This is a genomic window from Bradyrhizobium sp. CB2312 (genome assembly GCF_029714425.1).
Classification (GTDB): domain Bacteria; phylum Pseudomonadota; class Alphaproteobacteria; order Rhizobiales; family Xanthobacteraceae; genus Bradyrhizobium.
This window is the reverse complement of record NZ_CP121668.1, coordinates 8,018,076-8,042,524: the sequence shown is the minus strand read 5'-3', so window position 1 is coordinate 8,042,524 and position 24,449 is coordinate 8,018,076. Positions and strand designations below refer to the sequence as shown.

The following is a 24,449-nucleotide window of genomic DNA, read 5'->3' as shown; positions in this document are numbered from 1 at the left end:
CATCACTGCAGTGACAGCTTGCGTATGTCTGCTACGCAGACTTGAGCCTTGCCGGCGTGATCTCGAGGGAAGACGTGCTCATACTCCGCGAGAGCAAGTCAGCAAATTGCATCTCCCGCCCTGCATCCGGCAATCCGATCACTGCGCAGCTAGGTCGCACAGCAAATATCACCTTAACTTGACGCCACGCTGCGCACCTTCTTCTAGGTGACTGGTGGACCGATTGCTGCGCCAGTAAGTTCATCGGAGGCGGGCCGAAGTCTATCGTCTCACCTCGAAAATCACCAGATGCGCTCTGGCAACCACCGGCTGGAGAAGATCAGGTAACGGGATGTTATCCGCTAATCGTGCCCACGCTCGCGGGGTGACGGTTAGGGTGGTGCAAGATGGCTATGCCGATTGCTCTCACGGCAGCAGCAGGGAAGTAGACACTGCGCAAAACTGCAATTTGTCACGCGCATGCGGTGGCCACCGCCGGGGAGGCTGGGGATTGGAAGTTGGCATACGAAGGCTGTGAGGCCGCCACTGCCTTGTTCTTGCGCAAATATGGAAAGGCGCTCTTTCACAAAGTGTATCGGCGGACTTCTCGCGAGGGAAACGAAAAACCCCGGCATGAAGGCCGGGGCTCCTGTCATGCCACAGCGTACATCCGGCCGGAACAATCAGACGATGGTTAGCACGAGTTTTCGAAGAAAATGTGACCTTCGCGGTCGTCGCTCTTAAAGGTCGGAGTTTTCGCAAACTCTTGTAGACCGTACAATTGATCACGCCGGGCACTTTGTTGCCTTCAGCGGAGTAGAAGCGTTGCACGCTGCCTCGAGAGGCCAAACAGCAGACCCACGTGGCGATGGTCATTTCCGTTGAAGTCCCAAATCGCCTGCCAGAGACCTTTGTGCCTTTCTGAGGAATCAATGCCAGTTGGTCTCCGTCAAGGCAGTAACCCCGTCGGCACGAATTACGGACTGATTTGAGAGGTCTTATTTCCAGCCATTGCTGTGCGGAAGGGGAGCCAAGCCATGCGCGTTCCCGGGTATTGTTTTCGTCTTCATGGGGCTGGCCAGTCCCGCTTACGCCTGGCGGGATATGGCCGACATGCAGTTGCCGCAATCGCTTACAGGCGGCATCGATGATGCTTTGCGGCCGAAGGTCGATGCCCTCATCAAATAGCATCCGGCGTATCCGCCTCAGGCCTGATCGATGTTGAGAAGTCGTTCTGCGGCGATGTCTGGGCGGACCTTACTATTCTCGTCTACGACAAAGACGCCGCAATCATAACCGTTCTTCTGCTGGCGCATTGGGGCCCCTTGCATGTTAGCGTTCACGCATCAAGCGCGCTGCAGAGCTGTTTCCGAACAATAAAAACCTCCTGACTGCATTGAAGATGATGGACGAATCTCTGCGCGCGGTGGCTCAAGGCGGATGGTAAGCGATGCCAGCAATACGGACAGAGATCAGCGCGGCAATCACTGGTCGCTGTTGCTGGTTGATGCGCAGTCTGATCCGATTGCGTCCACTGACATTCCTGAGCGTCCGCCGAAGCGGAGTGATACCGATCTCGCTGCGGCCTTGAAGATGATATACGAAATTGATCCCGGAGACGCCGCTCTCATCAATGACGCGCTCGACGAAGCCTTGAAAGCCCCTAAAGTTCTGACTACAGAGCTAAGGAAATCTGCCCTGGAGCGGGCTGCACGACTTGGTGCTCTAAGTGCGCGGCTTAAAGAATCGCAGATCTAGAAATGTGGGTAATCGAAAGCTCCGTCGTAGGCGTACGCCTAAAGCTTGGGCGTAAGCCGACCTCGCCGAGCCTGTCGGATAGCTCGAGCTCCGAGGCGATATGGCGCGTTCAGCAGCAATTGAAAAAGCGCTCTGTTAGCTTGGTAGATGGCGGCGGAGCGGTTACGTCCTGAACCCGTCATCACCTGCGCGCCGTCGGCGTTGTGAACGGACCACAACCACCTTCGACCGCGCTGCTTCAAGACATATTCGAAGAATGGGAGACTCATGAAGCGAGCTCCATTTCTGACAGTCGTGCGTTTGGTCTTCTGAATGCCAGAGCGGGCCCATTCCGGGCGATGTCTCACTGTAGCAGCCTTGGCAATGAACTCGCTTGATCGGTCAATGCCGCTTTCATCAAAAGTGAGCTCATCCTGCGCTGTCTGTCGCGGCGCCAAAGTCGCGAGATGCTTGCGCGTTTTGGCCGTCAGCGACATCTGCAGGATCCGGTCATCGTGTGCGGAGGAGGACTTATGCCGCAGCAACCGTTTTTCTCTAGCAACTTTGAGTGGGTCGTCACGAAGGAAGGGTCGACGTGCATCAATCGTGACACCAGATTGGCCGGTACAACCCTTTTTTTCTGCCCAATTAGGTCACCGCCATCAGGATCGTCCACCGTGGCCCAGTGTGCCCAGCACAATGGTCCTCCCATGTGATCGGCCGGACAATCTCGTTTCCGTCAGTATAGATACGGCCAAGCACGCTTGCTGGATCAGCCATCTTAAGCCAGGTTCCGTCCTTTACAACCGTAGCGCCGATATTAGGGGGCGGCAGTGCTGCAAGAGCAGGTAAATCAAACCGTTGGTATAGTTCGGACGGATGGGCTTGCGAACAACAGGCTGGCCGGAGCTATGGCCCAGTGTCTTGATCCAACGGCAGTATGCACGGCAAAGTTGCGTTAGGATCGATGCGCGCTGACAAGATAGCTGCGCGTCGCCAAGTGAGATTTCCGCGATGTGGGCTGCTTCTTTGCCGCACTCGCCGGCATGCCGAATATTCAGCGAGGTGCATGTCGCATTTTCGGCTTCAATTCCCCAGCAACGGCAACTTATGACTACACGTAATAACCTTCCTGTACCGCGGGCGGTCTTCGGCAAACGTCCGTATAGCTCTTTCCAACCTTCCCATATCCGCAATCGATCTTCGTGTAATTGAGCTGCCGCTTGATGTCGGTTTAACTATCGAGCAATCGAGGGGGGCGGACTGCAGTTATCTTCGGTGATCCCGCCGATCGATCGAACCGAACGGATCTAAACTCATGAGTGCTATACAAAAGTCGTGTTTTGATACTTTGCACGGGAGCGGCTGTCGATGTGATCGCCCGGCTGGCTTGTTTCGCTCAATCGAGCGCGCGCCGGCAGAGTTTGCTTTTCAGGCACGAGGGTCTGAATGATGAGCGGACGTTTCGGCCGTTCGCCTGCGGTGTGCTTTCTTCTTGGTCTTCCACGATCCGGGACGACACTCCTGGCGCATTTGCTCCAGCACCATCCAGACATTGTGGCTCCGCCTGAACCCTGGTTGATGCTGGCGCTTGAAGCATTTGGCAAGGTGGACCAGCGCCATCCAGCGGGCAGCTCACTGATCAAGGCCGCCACCTCGGAGTTCCTGGGGCGGATAGATCGCACGATCGCCAGCCGCGCTTATGCCGATGCAGCATATGATCAGTATCTGGCGGACGCGGGCAAGCGCATCATCATAGACAAGACACCGCGGTATTGGACCGTGCTTGAGTTTCTTGAATCTGTCTATCCAGAAGCGCCACACATCCTTCTGATGCGCAATCCCTATGCCATCGCCGCTTCACTGAAATCGACGTGGGGCATCCCACTGCGGACAGAAAGCCCGCATTCGGTTAGCGTATCCAGTCTCGCCGATCTCATGCTCCGTCTGCCCGACGTCATCATAACTTCACTCGCCGATTTGGTTCTGGGCCTTCCCAAACTCGCCGCGCACCGCTCTCGCCCGCAGACACAGTTCGTGCAATACGAACTGCTCGTGGCGCATCCGGACGAGGAAATCCGGCGTCTGTTGAAGGGGCTCGGCTGTGACCCAGCGGCCGTCGAATCGGCTGGGATGAGACAAGCAGATTATCTTCGATCCAGCAGCTTTGGGGATCGAAATATCCTGGAACGAAACGCCGTCGACGAAAGCTCTGTCAAATCATGGCAATCTCAATTGAGCGTCGAAGAGATGCAAACCGTGACTGATTTGGTCGGCTCTGAGCTTTTGCTAGAACTCGGATATGAGCAGGAACTGCTGCGTGCACAGAAAGCGGGAGTGCTGGATAGGGGAAGTGAGGTAACTGAACTCTATCGTCGGATATTCCGAACCTGGTGGGATTTGCGAAGTACCAAGGCCGGAGCATTATCTGGCCCCTCTCACGCTGGAGAGCCGGTCCATACTGCTTGGAACGTTTCGGAGAACCGCGACGCGGCTATCGAGATGTTGCGAGGCGAAGTCGAGCGGCTTGAGCGGATCCTTAATAACTCCTAGTGCGATCTGAATGCTTGCGATCAAAACACGTTGGTTGATTTAGCCAAGATGCTTAACCCGCACGAGCTGATCTGCCGATCAGGTGTGAGGCCGGCGCCGGCCGCACCAGCGGAGGAATACGAGATGCTGCCGCGTCTGCAAGTCTGCTGTCCAATGGAGCTCGACCTCATGGACGAGCCTGCCGCTTGGCCGGCCGTTTCCTCCGCGCATATTCTCCACTCTGGGCTGGAGCCACAGAACGGCGAAGAACAGAGATCCTGCATCGAAAAGAAGATATATGCTGCCGAAACATCTGCGCCGTCTCGAAGCTGAGTCGATTGAAATCATGCGTGATGTGGTCGCCGGATTCAAACGGCCGGTCATGCTTTACTCGATCGGAAAAGACTCAAGCGTGATGCTGCACATTGCGATCAAGGCGTTCTATCCGGCAAAATTGCCTTTCCCCCTGCTTCACGTCGACACGACCTGGAAGTTCCGTGAGATGATCAGCTTTCGAGACGCGACAGCCAAGCGGCTCGGCCTCGACTTGATTGTCCATATCAACAAGGAGGGCATCGCGCGCGGGATCAATCCGATCGATTCCGGCTCCGCGCTCCATACCCAGGTGATGAAGACAGACGCGCTGAAGCAGGCCCTCGACCTCCACGGATTTGATGCCGCCTTTGGCGGCGCCCGGCGCGATGAGGAAAAGAGTCGCGCAAAAGAACGGATATTCTCCTTCCGTTCGGCCGGACACGTATGGGACCCCCGTAGCCAGCGACCGGAGCTTTGGAGCTTGTTCAACACACGGATACGCCAGGGTGAAACCATGCGCGTGTTTGCGATGTCAAACTGGACCGAGCTCGATGTCTGGGAATACATCATGCTCGAGAAGATTCCGGTCGTTCCGCTCTACTTCGCAAAACTAAGACCCACAGTACGTCGAAATGGTGCGACGATCATGATCGACGACAAGCGATTGCCGCTTAACTGCGGCGAGACGCCGGAAATGCGGATGATCCGCTTTCGGACGCTTGGATGTTATCCTTTGAGCGGGGCTATTGAATCCGACGCGATGGCGATTGAAGACATCGTCACAGAAATGCGGATTGCGACTGTGTCGGAGCGCCAGGGACGCCTAATTGATGTCGATGAAGCCGCTTCAATGGAGAAGAAGAAGAGGGAAGGTTACTTTTGATGTTTGTAAAGCCGGCAACGGAAGCGGTCCCGGCCAGGACAAAGGATCAGCTGCGATTCATCACGTGTGGCTCTGTGGACGACGGCAAATCGACGCTGATCGGCCGGTTACTGCATGACAGCAAGATGATCTACCACGATCAGCTCACGGTGCTGAAACGCGACAGCATCAAGCACGGTAGCGCCGGAAATGACATCGATTTCGCGTTACTCGTGGACGGGCTCGAGGCCGAACGGGAGCAGGGCATCACGATCGACGTCGCCTACCGCTTCTTCACGACGCCGCGGCGCTCCTTCATGGTGGCCGACGCTCCCGGCCACGAGCAGTATACCCGCAATATGGCTACCGGCGCCTCCCATGCCCAGCTCGCCATCATCCTGATCGATGCCCGCAAAGGCGTCATGGTTCAGACCCGCCGCCACTCCTTTATCTGTTCGCTGCTCGGTATTCGTCATGTCGTGCTGGCAGTGAACAAGATCGATCTTGTCGCATACAACAAAGAGTGCTTCGATCGGATCGCCCGTGACTATCTGGCCTTTGCCGCCGGTCTCGGCTTCACCTCGATCGTTCCGGTCCCGATCTCGGCCCGCTACGGCGACAACGTTGTGGATCGCTCCGCTCATGCCAACTGGTACGATGGTCCCTGCCTGCTCGAGCATTTGGAGAGCATTGACATCCCGTCCGGCACCGCAGGCCAGGCTTTCCGCTTTCCGGTCCAATGGGTGAACCGCCCAAACCCGGATTTTCGGGGCTATGCCGGGACGGTGGCTTCCGGGAGGATTTCGGCAGGAGACGAGATCGTTGTCGCCGCCTCGGGACGGACCACGCGCATCAAGCGGATCGTGACCCATGACGGCGACCTTGTCGGCGCCGAAGCCGGCGATGCGGTTACCATTACACTGGAAGATGAAATCGATATCGGCCGTGGCGACATTCTGTCGCGGCCGGACGACCGACCGAAGGTCGCCGACCAGTTCGCCGCTTATGTGATCTGGATGGACAACGAGCCGCTCGCTCCCGGACGCAATTACATCCTGCGGATTGGATCGCAGACGATTATCGGCAGCATTACCGCAATTAGACATCGGATCGACGTCAACACTTGTGAGCATCTGACCACCGGGATGCTTTCCCTCAACGAGATCGGCTTCTGCGATGTTGCGACCGCAATGCCCGCAGTATTCGATCCTTACGAGCTCAATCGAAAGACCGGATCATTTATCTTCATTGATCGTTACACGAATCGTACGGTCGGGGCCGGCATGATCGCCTTTCCGCTACGGCGGGACACCAATGTTGTTAGGCAAGCGCTATCCGTGGACAGGAGGGAGCGCGCCGCGCTCAAGAATCAGAAGCCTTGCGTCATCTGGTTCACTGGCCTGTCTGGCGCGGGAAAGACGACGATTGCCAACCTGGTTGATCAAAAGCTGTGTGGCATGTCGCGGCATACTATGCTGCTGGATGGCGACAACCTCCGGCACGGATTAAACGCGGACCTCGGTTTCTCGGAGACGGACCGCGTGGAGAACATTCGGCGCGTCGGTGAAGTTGCCAAGTTGATGGCGGACAGCGGCTTGATCGTGATCTGCTCCTTCATCTCGCCCTCTAGGGCCGAACGGGACAGGGTGCGCGGTCTGGTTGGCAAGGATGAGTTCATAGAAGTCTTCGTCGATACGCCGATCGAGGAATGCGCTCGGCGAGATCCAAAAGGCCTGTACTCAAAAGTGAAATCCGGCCAGATCAAGAACTTCACCGGGATCGATTCGTGCTACGAAGCACCAACAACACCGGAGATTCATCTGAGGACCATGGAGCAGACCCTAGAGCATTCAGCGGAAGCGGTAGTGGATGTCTTGATGGCGCGCTCAATTCTTAATGGTTAGATGTCCCTCGCATCGCACCATCGAATATCCTGCGGGCCCGGCCAAAGACGATTCGGCTCGGGCTGGCCTGGGATCGGACTTTTCGCTCTAAAGGAACAAAATTGTCGCACCCACTCCTCGAGTGCCCGCTTCCGGTTACGTGCTCGAAGTGACGGGCAATTCGAGAGCGAGTACGCGAGCAGAGATTGAGCATGGGCGGGAGCGGAGGAGATCAAGAAGTGCCTTCCATGCTCCAGATGAGAATCTACGACGATGACAAAGGCCAGAGAGGAATTCCGACTCCCAGTCGGTTGAGTTTCGCTTAGCGCTTCTTTCTACGCGTGGGGCCAGCGACGCCGAGCTCCCATTTAGCCAAGCCAGGCAGCGTCTCGGCCGGCTTCTATCTTTCGCGCAGCAGTATGAGGGTGGGGCCCCGGTTTTTTGAGCCTGGCCGCGTCCAGCGACCGGGCGCTGCTTCAGTATATTGACCAATCCGAACTTAGCAGTCGACCCCGACTCTCTCCTGTCGCGACCTGCCAGCTTTCGGGAAGCTTGCTTCCTTTTGGCCCGCCGCTCGTCGACCGATGCGGCCCGTGTGCGCGCCGCGTCTTCGCATCGCAAGACAAAGCAGCCGCGATCCTTAGCCATCCTGCCATGAAGCCGGTGAGGGGCGCGGCCAAAAGGGCAAGCGAGTTCATCCATGACAAGCGACAAGGCCGATGTCTTGATGATCCGCTCTGGGTCCACCGTCAACCTGTTCGACCGCGCGGTACACCGCGTCGAACGCGAGCTCGCCATCAACGAGCAGGCGCTGCAGAGGAGCCAACGCGAGCAGGACGGCTCGGAGGCGCAATCCGTCCAACCAGATCGCCTCGAGGCTGCCAGCTAGCGATTGCTCGCAGATAGGGACACGTGCCATCACCTGGAATCGGCTCGACGTAGTCCTAAGCAGGACGACATGTTCTGCTCCGCGGCGACTGGCCGAAAGGTGTCGAACTGATCGTTGCTAAACGGCCAGCGATTCAAGGCCCCCCAATTGTCTTCAAGCCGGACTCGACGAAGGCCGCTCCATTGAAGCGCAACGATGTGATATCGGCAGTCAGGTGCGACGAGCGCGTACATTTTCCAGGCACCAGCAGCCAGGAGGATCTCGCCTGCACGGCGGAGAAGCTCGGTACCTCCATCTGGGGGTATGGCGAGGATCGCACGTGAACGGAAAATCGGGCCATCACTTCCCTCCAAGTATCGCGCTTGCGGGCGGAATGCCGACGGTCCCGATGTCGAACTCTCACTCTAGCGCGCTGTGAATCTCAGCACTCTGCCGCCTACGTCGGCTCGTCGCCGCCAGATGGGAGTACGTCAGGAAAAATTCACACGAGAAAATGCCGGGAGAGGGTTGAAACGCCCCTAACGTCAAGTTGTACGATCTCGAAATGGACAACGACAGTGATTGGCGTCCGAAATCCTCCAAAAAGCGACGGAGTGCGAATGCATCGAGTCTCAAGCCCACGCATCAGACTGCCGCTGCCGACAACGATCATCAAGTGTGTCGTGGCATGGTCTGCATCCAGGCGCGATGACATCCGACTGCATCGTTTTCCTAACGCCGAGTTTGCCTGAATAGAGCAGGTCCACCGCGTAAGGTCGGTCACCGACCTACTGCTTCGCGCCGGCTAGAAGCCGACGGCGCTTAAGTCTTCATATGGATGATAGTTGGGATGAGATCGCGCGTCAGCGTCACCTGCGTTCGAGCGCGCGCTCGGAAAGCCAATGTCTAGGAGATGTGAATGGCATCCGTGAGGAGCTTTATGAGCGATCGCTCCGCATCTGCGATGAGATACGGAGGTCGCCATCCGGCAGGGGTTTCGGACGCCCACCCGAAACGCGCCCGCGTATGGCGCTGGGCCCGAAGCTGTTGACCTAGGAAGTCGATGCTCGCCCAGGGCTCCCTGGTGGCTGGCGTTATCCAGATCAATTGACACGACAACTTGAGGAGGAATGGTTTGACGAGACAGCGCTCTTTGCTGACGCCTGGTCCATTGTCGTTATCGCTGGCGGTCAGGAGCCAGATGCAGCTTGATCTCGCGTCGCGCGATCGCGAGTTCAAGGAAGTGACCGCCTGCATGAGGCGGCTGATGCTCAGCTTGTTGGGAAATGCTGAGGACTATTCGGTGGTGCCTATTCAGGGAGGCGGCTCTTTTGCGATGGAAGCCGCCCTCTCTTCATTTGTGTCCCGAGCGGACAGGCCGCTCGTTTGCATAAACGGCATCTATGGCGAGCGCATTTTACGAATCTTGCGGCTGTGGGGCGTCGAAGCGCTGAAGCTCGTCAAGCGAGCGACCGATCCTTTGGATCCTGAAGAAATTGGCGAGTATCTGAGCCGAAATCCTGGCGTTACGCACCTATGTTTGGTGCATTGCGAGACGACAACCGGAATCGTCAATCCGCTGGACGCGATCGTGGAGGAGGCGAGGCGACGTGGCGTAAAGACCATCATCGACGCGATGAGTTCTTTTGGCGCCCTTAATATCGATCTGAGCCAGCGTGGAGCTGACGTCCTGGTCACCTCGAGCAACAAGTGCATAGAAGGGCCGCCGGGAGTAGCGTTTGTCATCGCGTCTCGCGAGCTGCTCGAGAATGCGGTTCAAGAACGGAGGTCCTTTGTGCTCGACGTGAGAGATCAATGGCTCTCGCTCGAGCGCAGCGGGGAGTGGCGATCGACCCCACCAACCCACATCGTTCAGGCAACGACAAAGGCCCTGGAGATTCTGCACGAGGAGGGCATTGATGCGAGGCGCCGCAGGTATGAGAAGATTAGGGTCGATCTCGTCAAAGAACTCGAAGGAGTAGTGTCGCCGCTGCTGTCGACCGAGTTGCAATCGCCGGTCTGCGTCGCGTTCGGTGCGCCGTCCGGAATCGTGGACCAGGCAGGATTCGACGGGCTGTACCGCCACTTGGCAGCCCACAACCTTTACGTCTACTCGAAGCTGCATCTTCCGACGCGGAGTTTCCGTATCGGTTGCATTGGAGAAATCCAATCCAGCTGGATCGTGCAGTTGGGCTGCGCATTTCGTACATATTTCCGCTCCAGTCAGGGTCGGTCAGCTGCGCCGATGTCGGCCCAAGAGACATGTGGCGCTCGGGTAAAGATGCCAGCTCGAACGGCTGGAGAACCGCAGCTGTCGTTTTCGGCCGAGACCGCGGTTCTGCATGCGGGCTATCGACGCGACGCAGTGACGAAAGCCGTCGCAGTGCCGATTTACCAGAATACGGCTTATGAACTCGATGGCGATCTAAACCACATTGCTGACGTCTACAACGTCAAGGCCGACGGGTTCACCTACACGAGGATCATCAATCCGACGACCCGCGCGCTGGAAAGGCGCTACGCCGCCGTCGATATGGGAAGGGACTCGCTCGCCGTCGCGTCAGGTCAAGCGGCGACGTTCCTGGCTATCGTCAACCTGTCAAGCGGCGAAGTGGGAGACAATGTCGTCGCCTCTCCGTATCTATATGGCAATACCTGGAACCTGCTCCACAACACATTAAAGCGTCTTGGCATCAGCGTGAGGACGGCAGATCCTCGAAAGCCCGAGACGTTTGAACGTGCCATTGATGATCGCACGATATGCCTGTTCGGAGAGGTGATTTCGAATCCTTGTCTGATTCCGCTCCCCGTCAAACAGCTGGCCCAGATCGGCCGAAAGTACGGCGTGCCTTTGGTCGTGGACAATACGACAACGCCACTGGTATGCCGGCCGTCAGATCTCGGCGCTGCGATTGCGACGTACTCCGCAACAAAATATATTTGCGGCCACGGTACGACGCTCGGCGGACTGATCGTTGACAACGGCGAGTTTAGCTACCGGGGAGCCTCTCGCTTTCCCTTGTTCAATCGTCCCGACGATGCGCATGGCGGAATTATCTGGCATAACGCGGTGCGCGATGTCGACGATCTCGGAAAGAGCGAGTTTCTCCTCAAGGCTCGCATGACCTGGTTGCGCGATACCGGCGCGGCGATCGCCCCGTTTGCGAGCTTTCAACTGATCCAGGGGCTTGAAACGCTGCCACTTCGCATGAAGCAGCACTGCGCGAATGCCAGGATCGTGGCCGATGTTCTCAAGGAGCATCCTAAAGTGCGCCGTGTCTTCTACCCCGGGCTCTTTGAAGGCGCCGATCGGGAAGTCGTCGAACAGACACTCGATGTTGCATACGGACACGGGGCGATGGTCATGTTCGAAGTGGAGGACGAACAAGCCGGGCGCAAGTTCATCCAGAACGTCGACTTGATGTATCACGTTTCGAATGTAGGCGACGCCCGCACGCTCGTGACCCATCCTGTCTCGACGACCCACACCACCGTCCCGCGGGAAAAGCGCGAAGCCGCCGGCATATTTGGCGGCTCGATCCGGCTTTGCGTCGGCATCGAAGATGTCAACGACATCCTGCGCGATCTGGACAAGGCGCTTTCCGCAATCTGACAACCGGCAAGGCGATCAGGAGGAAGTTCTCATGAATCAGGCAGATGTTTGGAAATTGAGGTCATCACGCTATGAGGCCGTTCAATTCAGCCGAGAGATCAATAAGCAGCTCTCTGAGCTGAGACCCGACAACATAACGGGAGCTGCCTATATTGCCAAAGATTACGCCGTCATCACAGCGTGCACGCTCGCGACTGTATCAGTCTCATGGTGGCTCTACCCGCTGGCCGTCCTTCTAATTGGTGCCTATCAGCGCGGATTGACAACCATCGCTCATGATGCGGCTCACCGCACGCTCGCGAAGAACACGACCTGGAACTACGTCCTGGGCATTCTGTTCGCTTCGTATCCCTTGTTCCAGCGCCACTGGGCCTACCGGATCTCGCACGTCTATTTGCATCACCCCTATCTTGGAGACCCGGACAAGGACCCCGACCTGAAGTTCTTCCTGGCCAGCGGCGTTTACGACGTGCAGCCTCCGGAGCGGTACGCTTTCAACATGATCTGGAAGCCGATCTTCGGCGGCGCGACAGTGGCGTATCTGAAGTATCTTTGGGCGAATCGATTTTCGGTCACAGATGTCGAGGATCAGAGCCGCTCAGGCATACTTGTCGACAAGTATGGCTTCTATCTCTTCTGGATCAGCATCCTGGCCGGATCATATGCTGTTGGGCTGCTCCATATCATCGTCCTGTTCTGGATCGTGCCCTATCTCACCACGTTTCAGGCCCTCGGCTGGTTTATCGAGCTCGCCGAGCACTCACCTATGTGCGAAACCGAGACGCAGAACGTCTATCTCACCCGGAATCGGAAAGGAAATTTCCTCGAGCGGGCCATCCTCGGGCAGAATTTGGATGAGTACCACCTGGAGCATCACCTTTCGCCGGGCATTCCGTTTTGGCTGTTGCGCAAAGCTCAGAAAATCCGAATGCAAGATCCGAACTATGCGAAGGTTGCCGCGACCTGGGGCGGGCTCTTTGTCAAGGGACCTCAAGGTCAACCTAGCGTCATAGATCAGTTAAAAGAGCGAAATCGACGGTTGTATGAGCAGTCCATTGCCGAGGTTCGCACGCGAGGGCAGGTGGCGTGACGTTGCTACGGACAGAGAGCACCCGAGCCGTGGTAGGCGTCACTTCGAACCGTCTTCTGGTCGATGCTGTGCATCGCGACTGGTTGCGGCGCAAGTACTTGCAGGCACTCCATCGTCAGGCGGGCGTGGCTTGCGTCATATTGCCGACGGTCGACGCCGAAGATGCGAGGGAGGAGGTCGTCCCGGCGATCATGCGCCGGCTCGACGGCTTGGTGTTGACAGGTGATGAATCGAACATCGACCCCGCCGTCCTGAGAGCGCCCGCGTCCTTGACGGAGGATGACCGGCAGTACGTTGAGGTTGGGATCCTCGACCGTCCGCGGGACAGGCTCTCTGCAGTAACTATCGAGAGCGCCATCGCGCTCGGAATGCCTATTCTGGGCATCTGCCGTGGGCTTCAGGAACTCAACGTCTATTTCGGCGGCACGCTCCGCTCATCGCTTGCGGAGTGGAGGCCGGAAAGTGGTGCGATGCATGCCGAGAAGCCAGATCGTCCAAGAGACCGCCAATACGACGCCGCCCACAGCGTCAAGATATGTTCCGATGGCGCGCTCTTTCCAATCGCGCGAACGATCGAAGCGCAAGTCAACTCGCTGCACAATCAAGGCATCGAAGCGCTTGCCCCGGCGCTGAGACGGGAGGCGTGGGCGCCTGACGGTTTGGTCGAGGCGGCTTCGGTCATTGGCGCCCCGACGCTGCAAATCGGTGTGCAATGGCACCCCGAATGGCACGTCTCAAGCGATCTCCTCAGCAAGCAATTGTTCAAGGCGTTTGGAGAGGCGTGTGTTGGGTACTACCGGACTAAGAAGACCTAGAGGCGGATTGTGACATTTCACACCAAACGTGGTCCGTGCACGTCAAAAGGACATTCCCTCGGAGCCGACGCACGCGTCCGGTCCTGCGAGGGCCGCGCGTCGCTTCGCGGGCACAGGAAGACTGGACGATTGGCGGATCGCTTCGCTCTGGGAGTGTTCCTTGTGGCGCTTTATGTCGTCGTGAGCGCGGCAGGTGAGGTTTATGCAGCGTCGTACCTTCAGCAAGCGGATGTGTTCGTCGCGCTCCTGCTGTCCTTCGCCGCGGTATGTCTGATATTCAATCTCCTGGCTCGCCACGAGGGAAAGGAGGCAACGGTGGCGAAATGGTCGCTCCTGGTCTTCGTCGCGCTCAATGTCGTGACAGCAATTAGCTGGATCGGCTTATTTATCGGACTGAAATACGCCGAACCTGCGATCGTCGTCGCCTTCATGGTCGCACTGGGGCCCACCGCGACAGTGTGGTTAAACGCACTGATCAGGCGCCAGGGTGCCCCTCCAGCATCCGATATTGTCGTGAGCGTTACGATCGCAACGATCGGCAGTTACATGATTTGGATCTCGGCCAGCGGCAACGCAGGTGTGGAGTGGGGGGCTCGATCGTCCTTTGGCATCGTCTTGGCAATCGTGGCCGGGCTATCGCTGGCTCTTACAAATATACTCGTCAAACTGCTGTTCGACCATGGTTGTTCTGGTCGACAAGTCCTGGCGCATCGCTTTTATGGAACGATTCTCTTGCTGCTGGTACTGGTCGACTATTCATCTATCGTGCCTGAGATCTCGCAGCATTGGTTTGCGATCGCAGTAATTGGGCTGTCGGCGATCATTGTTCCATTGCTCTTGATCCAGCAGGGCATTCGGCGCGTAGAGCCCTTCACCGTCAACATGGTCCTGTCAACCGCCCCTATCATCACCTTCCTGTTCCAGTACTTCGATTCTCGCATCGTGCCTTCGTCACATACGTTCATTGGAAACGCTCTCATTACGGCTGTCGCTGTCGGCAACATCTACTTGCAGTATCGGAGATCCGCATGAAACAACGGAATTGTGTAATCGTAGACGCATACTCTACCGGTCGATACCTACCGGAAGAGTTCAAGCGCTATGGAATTGGAACGGTGCATGTGATGTCGGCTGCACAGATTCCGCCCATATTCCAATCGCATTTCAATGCGGATCTGTATGGTGAAGTCATTCGCCCCAGGGAGCGCATGGGGTACGACGACATCGTTGAATATCATCTTCAGGCTCTTCATGGCCGGGAATTGGAGTTCGTTATCGCGGGCTGCGAGACCGGAGTTGAACTCGCCGATTCGTTGTCGGAGCGGCTGGGCTTACCATCAAATGGGACCGCATTATCCGCTGCTCGGCGTGACAAAGCGCGATTGTCTTGCGCGCTCACCTCTGCAGGCGTGCGATCGATCAGACAAATCGTGTCCGACAGTCCTGTAGAGATCGCGAGCTGGAAGCGCGAAGCGAGGTTCGATCAGATCGTGATCAAGCCTCTGAACAGTACGGGTACCGAAGATGTATTCTTTTGCTGGACAGATGCTGATATTCAGCGGGCTCTTAGCGCAATTGTCGGGAAGACGAACCGTGTCGGAGCATTGAATCGTTTTGCCCTTGGGCAAGAAAAAATAAATGGCCAGCAATACACGGTCAATGCCGTATCGATGGACGGGGAAGCCTTCGTTACGGAGGCCTGGACATATGACACGGTTCCAATTGAGGGGGCATCATCGGTCTGCTCACTCGAGAGATTGTTGGAGGGCAGCGAACCAATCGTTCAGGAACTGTCAGACTACTTGGAGCGTGCGTTGCAGACACTACAGATCGTCGACGGACCGGCTCATGCTGAGATCATCGTCGACCATCGAGGACCGGTCCTGGTGGACTTCGGAGCGAGGCTTCAAGGGACCATGTCGGCAAAAGCACGAACGATGGCGTTGGGGCACAACCATATGACCCTGACGGCCTGGCGCTACGCAGATCCCAACGGCTTTGGTGAATATATGAGGCTGCGCAGGCCCTACAAGCGGCAGGCTCACGCACTTTGCGTCTCGCTGATCTCAGATATGGCTGGTGTCGTTGCCGGTTACCCGGGACTCGAAGCAATCCGCAAGCTCCCAAGCTTCGCGGATGCCATCGCATTCGTTCCGATTGGTCAAGAGCTAGTTCCCACGATCGACTTGGCGTCAACACCAGGCATCGTTTATCTCGTGAATGGCGATTTGACTCAGCTTGAGAGTGACTATCGCAAGTTGCGAGCAATGCGGATGGACCAGGTGTTCGATTTAGTGATGCAGGACCGCGACTAATGCCAACTGATTTCAGGTTGACCGGAGGGAATCCATCCCGCGTGGCGATGGTCGGCGCAAGCGACTTCGATGGCGTTCTGCGAGGCAAACACATCTTGGGTGAAGATCTCTCGGATGGAGATAAAGTTATCAAGTTCTCTGAAGCGGTGCTGGCGTGGGATTGTACGGACCGGGTCATTCCGGCCAGTTTCACGCAAAAGCCGCTATCAGCGTTCGGAGATGCTGACCTGCGTATTCTGTCAGGCACCGGCCGTTCGGTGTCTCATCTTGGCGGTCAATATCTCTACCTCGCGGAGTTCACGGGCGCACATGAGGACATCTGCCCGCGCGGTATTCTGCGTAAGGTCCTGCGAAGGGCTGCTGAACACGGATACGACTGCACTGCCGGGTTCGAGTTTGAATTCATGTTGTTTAGGGAGAACGCAGACACGATTGAAGAAAAGCCGTTCGGCGAGTGGGCTCCTTTAACTCGCGGCCCGTTCGGCTACTCGATTGCGCGCTCTGTCGCGCAACATGAGCTGTTTGATGAGATCTTGGCGCTTTGTGAGAAGGCTAGAATACCTCTCAGCGGACTGCACTTTGAAACGGGACCTGGCGTGGTCGAAGCGTCACTTAGTCATTGTGATGCGCTGGAAGCTGCCGATCGAGCAACCATATTCAAGTCGATGATAAAGGCCTGGGCGCAAACGCGAGGCATGATGGCTACATTTATGGCCAAGGTTTCCGAGGAATGGCCCGGCCAGTCCGGGCATATTCACATCTCGATGTCCTCGGATGGTCAGAATGCGTTTTACGACAGTGATGCGTTCGGCAACGTCTCGAAGCTTATGAGGCAATTCATCGCCGGACAACTAGAATACATGAATGAGTTCTGTGTGCTCGCTGCGCCGAACTTCAACAGCTACAAGAGATTGGTACCTGGCTGCTGGGCACCAATCTGTCCAAGCTGGGGAGTTGACAACCGCTCCTGCGCAATTCGCGCCATTCCGGGAGAGCCATCTGCCCATCGCCTGGAGTATAGGCTACCTGGCGCAGACCTGAACCCATATCTCGCGCTCGCAAGTGCGATTGGTTCGGGAATATTGGGTGTCGAGACAGGTCCGGCACTGCCGGCTTCGATCGTCGGTGATGCAAGCGCGGAAATGTGTCGGCCGTCCGCGAGACTGCCTCTAAGCCTATCAGAGGCAACTTCTCGGTTTGCAGAGTCTGCGGCGGCAAGTGATGTCTTCGGAGAAAGGTTTGTTGAAGCGTTTTCTTGCTCGCGCCGTTGGGAGTGGGAAGCCGTTCAACATCGGGTCACCGACTTTGAACGTCGGAGATACTTCGAGATCATTTAGCTTGAACTCTTCGACAGTTCTGAACTGCATTCCTCTGGCTTGCCGGCCACACTATTGCGGCTGCCTGTTCTGCTGATGTTGGACTTCATACAGAGCAAATGTGTGTTACTCGTTAAGTGAGGACCTCGGGAAGTTGAGGAGGTCTGCTGTTATCTACTCTGTGGCAGCAACCGCGATTGCTCCGTTGGGATGCTAGATTATATCTAACGTCCGGTCCTTCTCGTAAGCTTTACATCGGCAAGCAGATGTTGGAGCTCAAGCATGCGCCCGGTTGGCAGCTATCCCTCGCAAGCCGTCGAGCGTGCGCGCGCTTGCCTGGGTTGGTCCCAAAGCGGCAAGACAAACGCTGCGCTCCGTCAGCCAGAAACGCACTCCGGCTGAAGTGAACGAGCTGAAGTTCCTCGCCTCTTCATTGCCGACTTGGCTTGCCAGACCGGTAAGCGGATTGTAAGCGTAGCTCTGCGGCCCTTTTGATGATTGACGCTTGATATCTATTTGAGCCGCGTGCCGCGACGCCGCGGCTTCCAAATTTTGGACAATGCGCTGGCGCCGGCCTCGAGCATCCTCGGGGCGACGAGGTTGGGATCGAACTGTACGTGCCCCAGAGGCGCATATTTTCATATTCCAGGTGAGTAGGGTCGCCGCTGGCGTCGAGGTATTCGGCATAGCCGGGCGCACCGCGGACGTCCTTGAGGGGGAGGGAAGTCCCTCTATCGTCGTGGTGTCGAACCATTTTTCGAGTTTGATCACTTGGTCTCAGTTGTCACCGAAGTCATAGAATAATGGATCGTCTTCGCGCCGATCTCCTGAACGATATTGAAGAGCCGCCGCGTCACCTCCGGTTTCACATCACCTTGATCCGAACCGAGGTCGTGTTCAGGCCCATGCCGCCAGCCTCGGATCATGTGCATGCATCCTGTAGATCGACGCTCAAGCCGTCCAAGGCAGTCAGGAGATGCTGTCCATTGATTGGAAACCACCTTGACAGCGCTTTCGATACGTCAGGCGCTGAGTTCAGCATTGAAGATTGAGCGGTGGACGCCATTTCTTAGTGGCGCTTTCGATAATCGCAAGGTTGTTTGCCTCAAAGCAGTTTGGAAAGGCCGGCGCAGACCTGACGACGCTCTTGCCGATGTTTCTGCTAATACCCTTCGGCGGTATCCTTCTCGTCTTCGGACATGCACTGGGATACATGCATCTCGAAATATCTGCATAATAGTCGCGATATCGGTCGGAGCAATCTTGGTGGCGGAACCGATTCTCACGCTTTCTGCTGTTTCGAGACGGGCTAACGGTAGTTCGCCGATATCAGATTGGCGCTCGGTGTGCTTGGCACGCTCACTGCGCTGTTTTTATTCTAAGTGCGCTTAACTGGGCAGCATCCTCGGCGAGGTCCTATTCTGAAAAGGACTTGCGCAGCGTAGGTTCTGCTCACTCGAACGCGAGAAGAAGAGGTCGAGTTGACGGAACGTTCCACATCGAGCCAGATCTACGCATAGTTGGATCCGAAACTCTTTGTTCGACCAATAGCATCTCCTCCCGGTTAATAAGAGCTTTGCTGCTGCCGAAAGCCTGACAATCGACCCTGCGGTTCGCCATGCCCGACGGCTTTCGGCATCCGGGAATGACTTTGGCAGGACTATTTCTGGGCGCGCACATTTCCATACTGGTCACGGCGAGGGGCGGAATGCGGACCGGCGCTACAATCGACTATCCCGCACCTTATGGGTCATCCCCTATTGCTGCCTCAGCACCATAACACATTCCAAGAAATTGGAACTCGGACGGCGGGGTTGTGCATTCGGAGAGCATCCTTCGTCAGCCAACCGTCAGCCAGGCGGCCTATCCAGGGACGCTGCGCATTGTTGACCGTATTGGAGATGGAACATGACGGGCATTGGCCGACCTGGCGAACCGCACGTTGGGGCTGCGGGAGCCGACACCACGTTGGTATCGAGCAGTGCGCATTCGGAGCCAAAGTTTGTCCCTGCGGAAGGCGACCGCGTTTTCAACTCCGTCGTGGAGCGGATGCGCTTAGCGTCTGAAGATAGAATGGCGACGCTCGCGAGCCTGCCCTCAGCTTCGGGTGTGGCAGTCCCCATTTCCTCAAGCGGTGAGGGGATCACGGCAGCGAAACAAAATATGGACGGCCTGCTTGAGGAACTTGATGCTTGCCACAGTGCTGCCATGGGCGCTCAGAGCTCGTCTGAGGCGCAAGAGCTGATCGATCAGGTTGTCAAAGCAGGCGCAGCAGTTCTGGACTACTACGCGAGCCTGTCTCCAGATGTGGCGCGCAGCATTCTGTCCGAAGAGCAGGCTTGCCGAATTCGTGACCGGACTCTGGATGCGGGGAACGAATGCAACGCGCTGGCCGAACCGACTATCTACGCCTTGGAGAAGAGTAGGGAGAATGCGGGTAAGATACTCGAGCGGATGCGCCAATCCAATGCTCCGCCCGACCAGCTGATCCGAGCGGCTTCCGGTGTGGCGAAACACTATTTGGCCTGCACGGAGTGGTGGGAAAAGAAGGCATTGCGCTCTGAACGGATGCAGTCCGTCTGCGCAGCCACTGCCAGCTTGCCAAGTGCAACGGCCGAAAGGCGACAGGCCGAACAGGCGACACTACGGCTGCATACCGGCTGGGCACTGAATACGAGGTGCGTGCATCTGCAATCGCAAGTCCTTCTCGCGCGGGTCATGATTGAGTCGCACGCGAACACGCTCGACCCGGCCGTCAGGCAAATCCTCTTGGGTGAGAACGGTCGGGCGCGATTACTCGGAACCTTCATGGGCGATGTTGTTCCGGCATTCCTCTCAACGGGCGACGCTGTTCTGAACAGCAAAGGACAAGCCCTCGACGCAGAGCACTGCGCCGTTCTCGAAGGGGTCATGGAGCGGCTATCGGAATTTGCGTCGGCGTTGCCCAACATGGTTGCCGAACTAAGGAATAAGGGAGCAAGTCCCGAGCTTCCGTTGGATCTGTTGGATCAGATCGTGGAAGGATCGTGGGTCACGGCCCATGAGGTCATGCGCCTGCTAGCAGTGCAGCCGAAGACACCAGCCATCATTGCACCGCCAACGGAGGCTGGCCTTGCGTCACCGGCCGACACTGGCGGCAACGACCCGGCGGCCGAAGGCAGTCCAGCGCGAAGGAAAGGGAAGGGCAAGCGGAGGCAGGCCGGAGGTGCGGGGAGCTCGGCAGGGGGGCAGCCCGAGCCGCAGCTCGCTAGGCCCGAAGCCGACACGGCGCGAACCACCAAGGTTATTGTGCTCTCGGATCTGGGCACGAAGAAACTCGCGAGCGCGGAAGAGGCGCATACGAGGATGTCATCGTCCGCGAGGGAACACTTGGCAATATGGCAGGCCCCGCCATCGAAGGAGACACTGACGCGCCTGCTCGCGCGATTGGACGAACTCTTGCAATTCGATCTGCCCAGTGAGCAAAGAGCCGTGTCGCAAGCGCGCCACATGAAGCCCGAAGATGCCGAGCACGTCGTGGACACCGTGGTTGAGCGGCTGCAGAGCCAATCCGCGGAGATTGAGGCCTGTGTAAAGGCGCTGGACGAACCTCGCCGACGCGGCCTACTCACGCCTATCCAAGTGCCCGAAGTGCAAAAAAAAATAGTCCGCCTCAAGGCGATGTTGTCGGAGGTTAAGGGGCAGGCACGTACTGCGAAGGCGCAAAAGGCTTCGATCGAGATCGATTGCATGAAGACCTATGCGTTTCCCTCGCAGAAGTACCTCGAACGGTTGCAGGCGGCCGAGGAGTTGGCTCCCTTGGAGTCACCGCGCGCGCTGAAGGGTGAGCCGGGAACGCTGTTCGAGCTCAAGCTGCAGCCTACGCCACTGCGCAATGGTACGGTGAATCCGATGTGGGTGCACATCCATACGAAGCGGCCGGTCTATGCGTGGCAGTTAACGACATTGGATGACGCCGAATTCGCCGCTTGCCACGTGAAATCCAACGAACAGCGCGGCTACAATCGCCTCTGGCAGAACGCTCGAGCTGCAACGGGTCACGAAGACGTCGTGATCCACCGCGGCAAGCTCACGCCTGCGTTCTGCAAGTCCTTGTTAGGTTCCGCTTTTAGCGGCTATCCAGGGTATCCTTTTGCCGGAACGGAGCGCGGGGCACGCAGGTGACTCGATACGATACTAGTTAAGCGACTCGATAGAGCGCCGCTTGTGGTACGGCATCGGTCTTCTTCGCATCCGGATCCAGTGGCCGAACGAACCGCACTTTGGCCTCCAGGCTCCAACTCCTGAGTTAAGGAGCCGGATTGAGCTGTGTTGGAGAGGCGAGCGTTCGCCATTGGCAACTCGAGGAAGAGGCCCAAGAGTTCTCTGAGCCGGGCGAGGATGCGGCTGGAAGTTGTGGCCGACGGCTGAGAGGACGACATTGGCGGCGTCGCCGGCGCGGCCTTTGGGGTAGCAGCGGCCGAGGGTGGCCTTCGGCCTTTATGTGCCCGATGATGGGCTCGATGACAGAGCGACGGCGCAGCTCGCGCTTGATGACACCGAAGATGCTGCGCTTCTGGCCGGAGATGAAGACGCGACGGGGATTCTGCGCATCGTGGCCGCGGTCCCCCTCGTCGACATAGGCCCGCTCGATCGGACAGCCGGTCAGCGTCTCGGTACGCTCTATGACGTCCCGCAGGGGGTGCCCATCATACGGATTGTCGGGCATTGCGCTCGCGTGCAGCACGAACACTCCGCCGGGAGCGCGGCGATTGTTGGTGACGACGGAGGCCTTCACGCCGATCTATGGACCACGCCCGCGTTGCAAGAGGAATCGACAAAGGGATGAAGCGGTTTGCGCCAATCTATCCGGCTTCAATTTGGGGCTGTTGCCCCGAGCCATCATGGATATCCGCTCACTTCTGTCCTCAATAACTCGCCGGCCTCAAGAAGGGCCATGGAGTCGAACCAGGCTTCAGAAGTGTCGGTGGAACCGTTTCTCCATTCGTCCTTTCCGTCTCGCAAACCTCGGCGGGTTATTGTGCCTTCTGATCCCGACCTTGGATTTTCCTTTCCGGCCCTGTTTCTTATGCGGTGCGGCCCAGGAGGTTGGCGTCGTAGTCACGGCCCTTTGCGAGCATGCTCCAGGCCATGCGCGCAAGTTTCGCGGCCAGGGCAACAACCAAGACATTGGAGTGGAGCCGCTTCGACGCTGCCTCTAACCAGGCTGCGAAGCCATGCCGAGGCCAACTCTGACGCTGCAGAAGTACGGCTCTGGCACCTTGAATAAACAGCGTTCGCAGGTACCGATTACCGCGCCTCGATATGCGCCCGAGAATGGTTCGATCGCCGGTCGAGATTTGCTTTGGTACCAGACCAAGCCATGCTGCAAAGTCTCGGCCTTTATGGAAGGCATCACCGGTTCCGATGGCGGCGACCATCGCGCTTGAGATGATCGGCCCGACGCCGGGCGCACTCATTAGGCGGCGACAGTGTGGATCTTGATCAGCGAGTTCGTCGATTTCTTTCGTCATTGACGCGACCCGTCGGTCGAGATAGCGCCAGTCCTCGGCCAAGTCCTGAATGAGCTGGATCACGCGAGGCGATAAGTTGTCGTTTGGCGCTGAGAGAATCTGAGGAAGTGCCAGTCGGAGTGCTGCCGCTCCCTGCCGCACTGGTAGCCCTCGCTCAAGCAAAAAGCCCCGGATTTGATTGATGACCGCCGTTCTCTGCGTCACCAATCGACTGCGAACTCTGTGTAGTGCCTGTAAATCAAGTTGTTCGGCTGACTTCACTGGAACGAACCGCATTGTCGGCCGCTGAGCGGCCTCGGCGATCGCTTCAGCATCCCGAAAGTCATTCTTGTGACCCTTGAGGTATGGTTTGACGTACTGCGCCGGCAAGAGCCGTACTTGATGGCCTAATTTCTCGAGCCTGCGCCCCAGATGATGTGCGCCTGCACACGCCTCCATTCCGATCAGACAACGCGGAATATTGCCCAGCGACTGGTCAAGCTGATTTCTCGACCGCTTCTTGCGTAGCGTAATTGCGCCTGTGGCATCGAGACCGACGACGTGGAATGTGTTCTTCCCGAGATCGATGCCGATTGTGACAAGGTTCGTATTCGACATGGCTTGCGCTCCTGCTGCTGCCCCCCGCCGGGCTGCACGTTGCCGCTGAGAGCGGGCGTGGTCCATGCCACAAGGCGCGGCAGCCTTGCCCTTGCCGATGCACTCCACCTCCGGACCATGGAAGGAATAAAGCTTCCAGCCGCGCTGGCGCTGCTGCTGCGAACGAATCTGCGCGGCCCAGCCGAGCGAAAGGGCGAAGGCCTCCTCCAGTGCCGGCTGGCCCTCGATGTTGCGGCGGATGTCGCGAATGATTGGGCCGGGCCTGCTACGCAGGATGCGCAACTGTCGCTGATGCCGCCTGAACTGTTTGGCGCGAGCGTAGCGGGAAGCCATCATCGCGGCGGCCTTGGCCACGCGAGCATAGGATTGCCGGACCTGACCCCGTGCCTTCTCGCCAACTGATTGAGGCCCTTGATGCCCGCATGCAGCAGCTTGGCATCGGCCGGAATGGTGATGGCCTTCGGCTGCACTGTGGTATCGACCGTGACGCGCTTGAGGTCCTGGCTGCGTAATGTGCCGGCCTCGTGCGCCACCCGCAGGCGCTCGGTTCGCAGCAGCTCCAGCTTGTCGCCGAGCCGCTTGCGCCAATGGCTCAGGTCCGAGCGCTCGTGCGTGAAAGCGTGCTGGAAGAACTCTAGGTCGTGAACCCGGCGCTCGCACACCCCCTCATCGGACAGCTCGTATGTGCTTGAGCAGCAAGAGCCCGATCATGAAGCGGGTCGCGATCCCGGGCCGGCCGTTCTCGCTGTAAAGCGGACACCCAGATGATCGACTCCACCCACGTCAAAGCGCATCGCTCGGCAGCGGGCGGAAAAGGGGGGGCAGAAGCAGGCTGTTGGTCGCTCGCGCGGAGGGCGCAACTGAAGATACACGCACTCGCAGATGCTAAGGGGCGCCTGATCGCATTCTGTTGACTGGAGGCGAAGCGCACGACTGTCTGATCGCAGAACGCCTGATCCGCAGGGTCAAGCGGCCGAAACGGATGCTCTGTGACAAAGCCTATGATAGCGCCGA

Annotated in this window: 15 protein-coding genes and 2 pseudogenes; 12 read left to right on the top strand and 5 right to left on the bottom strand. The window is 57.7% G+C overall.

The window, feature by feature from the left end; all coding sequences use genetic code 11:
• Positions 1-1,419 precede the first annotated feature (1,419 nt).
• Entirely contained in the window at positions 1,420-1,737 is a 318-nt protein-coding gene (locus QA642_RS38860) for a hypothetical protein (protein WP_283081619.1), read from the top strand.
• Positions 1,738-1,775: 38 nt separating this feature from the next.
• Here QA642_RS38860 and QA642_RS38855 read toward each other — a convergent pair whose 3' ends face one another.
• A complete protein-coding gene (locus QA642_RS38855; protein WP_283081618.1) occupies positions 1,776-2,213 on the bottom strand; it encodes a hypothetical protein in 438 nt (145 codons plus the stop codon).
• 952 nt (positions 2,214-3,165) lie between these two features.
• Here QA642_RS38855 and QA642_RS38850 point away from each other — a divergent pair.
• The 10 genes from QA642_RS38850 to QA642_RS38805 all read left to right on the top strand — a co-directional run bounded on the left by QA642_RS38850 (position 3,166) and on the right by QA642_RS38805 (position 17,346).
• Complete coding sequence (locus QA642_RS38850; protein ID WP_283081617.1) at positions 3,166-4,269, top strand: sulfotransferase; 1,104 nt, start codon at positions 3,166-3,168, stop codon at positions 4,267-4,269.
• A 277-nt stretch (positions 4,270-4,546) separates the two neighbouring features.
• A complete protein-coding gene (gene cysD, locus QA642_RS38845; protein WP_283081616.1) occupies positions 4,547-5,446 on the top strand; it encodes a sulfate adenylyltransferase subunit CysD in 900 nt (299 codons plus the stop codon).
• Positions 5,446-7,329, top strand: a complete 1,884-nt coding sequence (gene cysN / locus QA642_RS38840; RefSeq protein ID WP_283081615.1) for a sulfate adenylyltransferase subunit CysN — start codon at positions 5,446-5,448, stop codon at positions 7,327-7,329. The genes cysD and cysN overlap by 1 nt, the downstream gene beginning before the upstream one ends.
• A gap of 679 nt (positions 7,330-8,008) precedes the next feature.
• Positions 8,009-8,197: a hypothetical protein gene (locus QA642_RS38835; protein ID WP_283081614.1), complete on the top strand. Its 189-nt coding sequence runs from the start codon at positions 8,009-8,011 to the stop codon at positions 8,195-8,197.
• A gap of 1,180 nt (positions 8,198-9,377) precedes the next feature.
• On the top strand, positions 9,378-11,789 hold the full coding sequence (locus tag QA642_RS38830; protein ID WP_283081613.1) for a 2-aminoethylphosphonate--pyruvate transaminase: 2,412 nt from the start codon (positions 9,378-9,380) through the stop codon (positions 11,787-11,789).
• 31 nt (positions 11,790-11,820) lie between these two features.
• Positions 11,821-12,879: a dhydrorhizobitoxine desaturase gene (gene rtxC, locus QA642_RS38825; protein ID WP_283081612.1), complete on the top strand. Its 1,059-nt coding sequence runs from the start codon at positions 11,821-11,823 to the stop codon at positions 12,877-12,879.
• A gap of 29 nt (positions 12,880-12,908) precedes the next feature.
• A complete protein-coding gene (locus QA642_RS38820; RefSeq protein WP_283081611.1) occupies positions 12,909-13,694 on the top strand; it encodes a gamma-glutamyl-gamma-aminobutyrate hydrolase family protein in 786 nt (261 codons plus the stop codon).
• A gap of 129 nt (positions 13,695-13,823) precedes the next feature.
• On the top strand, positions 13,824-14,726 hold the full coding sequence (locus QA642_RS38815; protein WP_283081610.1) for a DMT family transporter: 903 nt from the start codon (positions 13,824-13,826) through the stop codon (positions 14,724-14,726).
• A complete protein-coding gene (locus QA642_RS38810; RefSeq protein WP_283081609.1) occupies positions 14,723-16,009 on the top strand; it encodes an ATP-grasp domain-containing protein in 1,287 nt (428 codons plus the stop codon). The genes QA642_RS38815 and QA642_RS38810 overlap by 4 nt, the downstream gene beginning before the upstream one ends.
• A gap of 47 nt (positions 16,010-16,056) precedes the next feature.
• Entirely contained in the window at positions 16,057-17,346 is a 1,290-nt protein-coding gene (locus tag QA642_RS38805; RefSeq protein ID WP_283087066.1) for a glutamine synthetase, read from the top strand.
• Between the two features lie 746 nt (positions 17,347-18,092).
• Here the strand turns inward: QA642_RS38805 and QA642_RS38800 are convergent.
• Entirely contained in the window at positions 18,093-18,251 is a 159-nt protein-coding gene (locus QA642_RS38800) for a hypothetical protein (RefSeq protein WP_283081608.1), read from the bottom strand.
• A 982-nt stretch (positions 18,252-19,233) separates the two neighbouring features.
• Between QA642_RS38800 and QA642_RS38795 the strand changes: the two genes are divergently transcribed.
• Positions 19,234-21,489, top strand: coding sequence for a hypothetical protein (locus tag QA642_RS38795; protein WP_283081607.1), 2,256 nt, complete (start codon positions 19,234-19,236; stop codon positions 21,487-21,489).
• Between the two features lie 124 nt (positions 21,490-21,613).
• Here the strand turns inward: QA642_RS38795 and QA642_RS38790 are convergent.
• From QA642_RS38790 to QA642_RS38780, 3 genes and pseudogenes are all read right to left on the bottom strand, one after another.
• Positions 21,614-22,105: pseudogene (locus QA642_RS38790) on the bottom strand (IS5/IS1182 family transposase); the annotation flags it as partial.
• A gap of 286 nt (positions 22,106-22,391) precedes the next feature.
• Positions 22,392-23,435, bottom strand: a complete 1,044-nt coding sequence (locus QA642_RS38785) for an IS110 family transposase (protein WP_128944741.1) — start codon at positions 23,433-23,435, stop codon at positions 22,392-22,394.
• A gap of 72 nt (positions 23,436-23,507) precedes the next feature.
• Positions 23,508-24,191, bottom strand: a pseudogene (locus QA642_RS38780) (transposase); the annotation flags it as partial.
• Positions 24,192-24,449 lie beyond the last annotated feature (258 nt).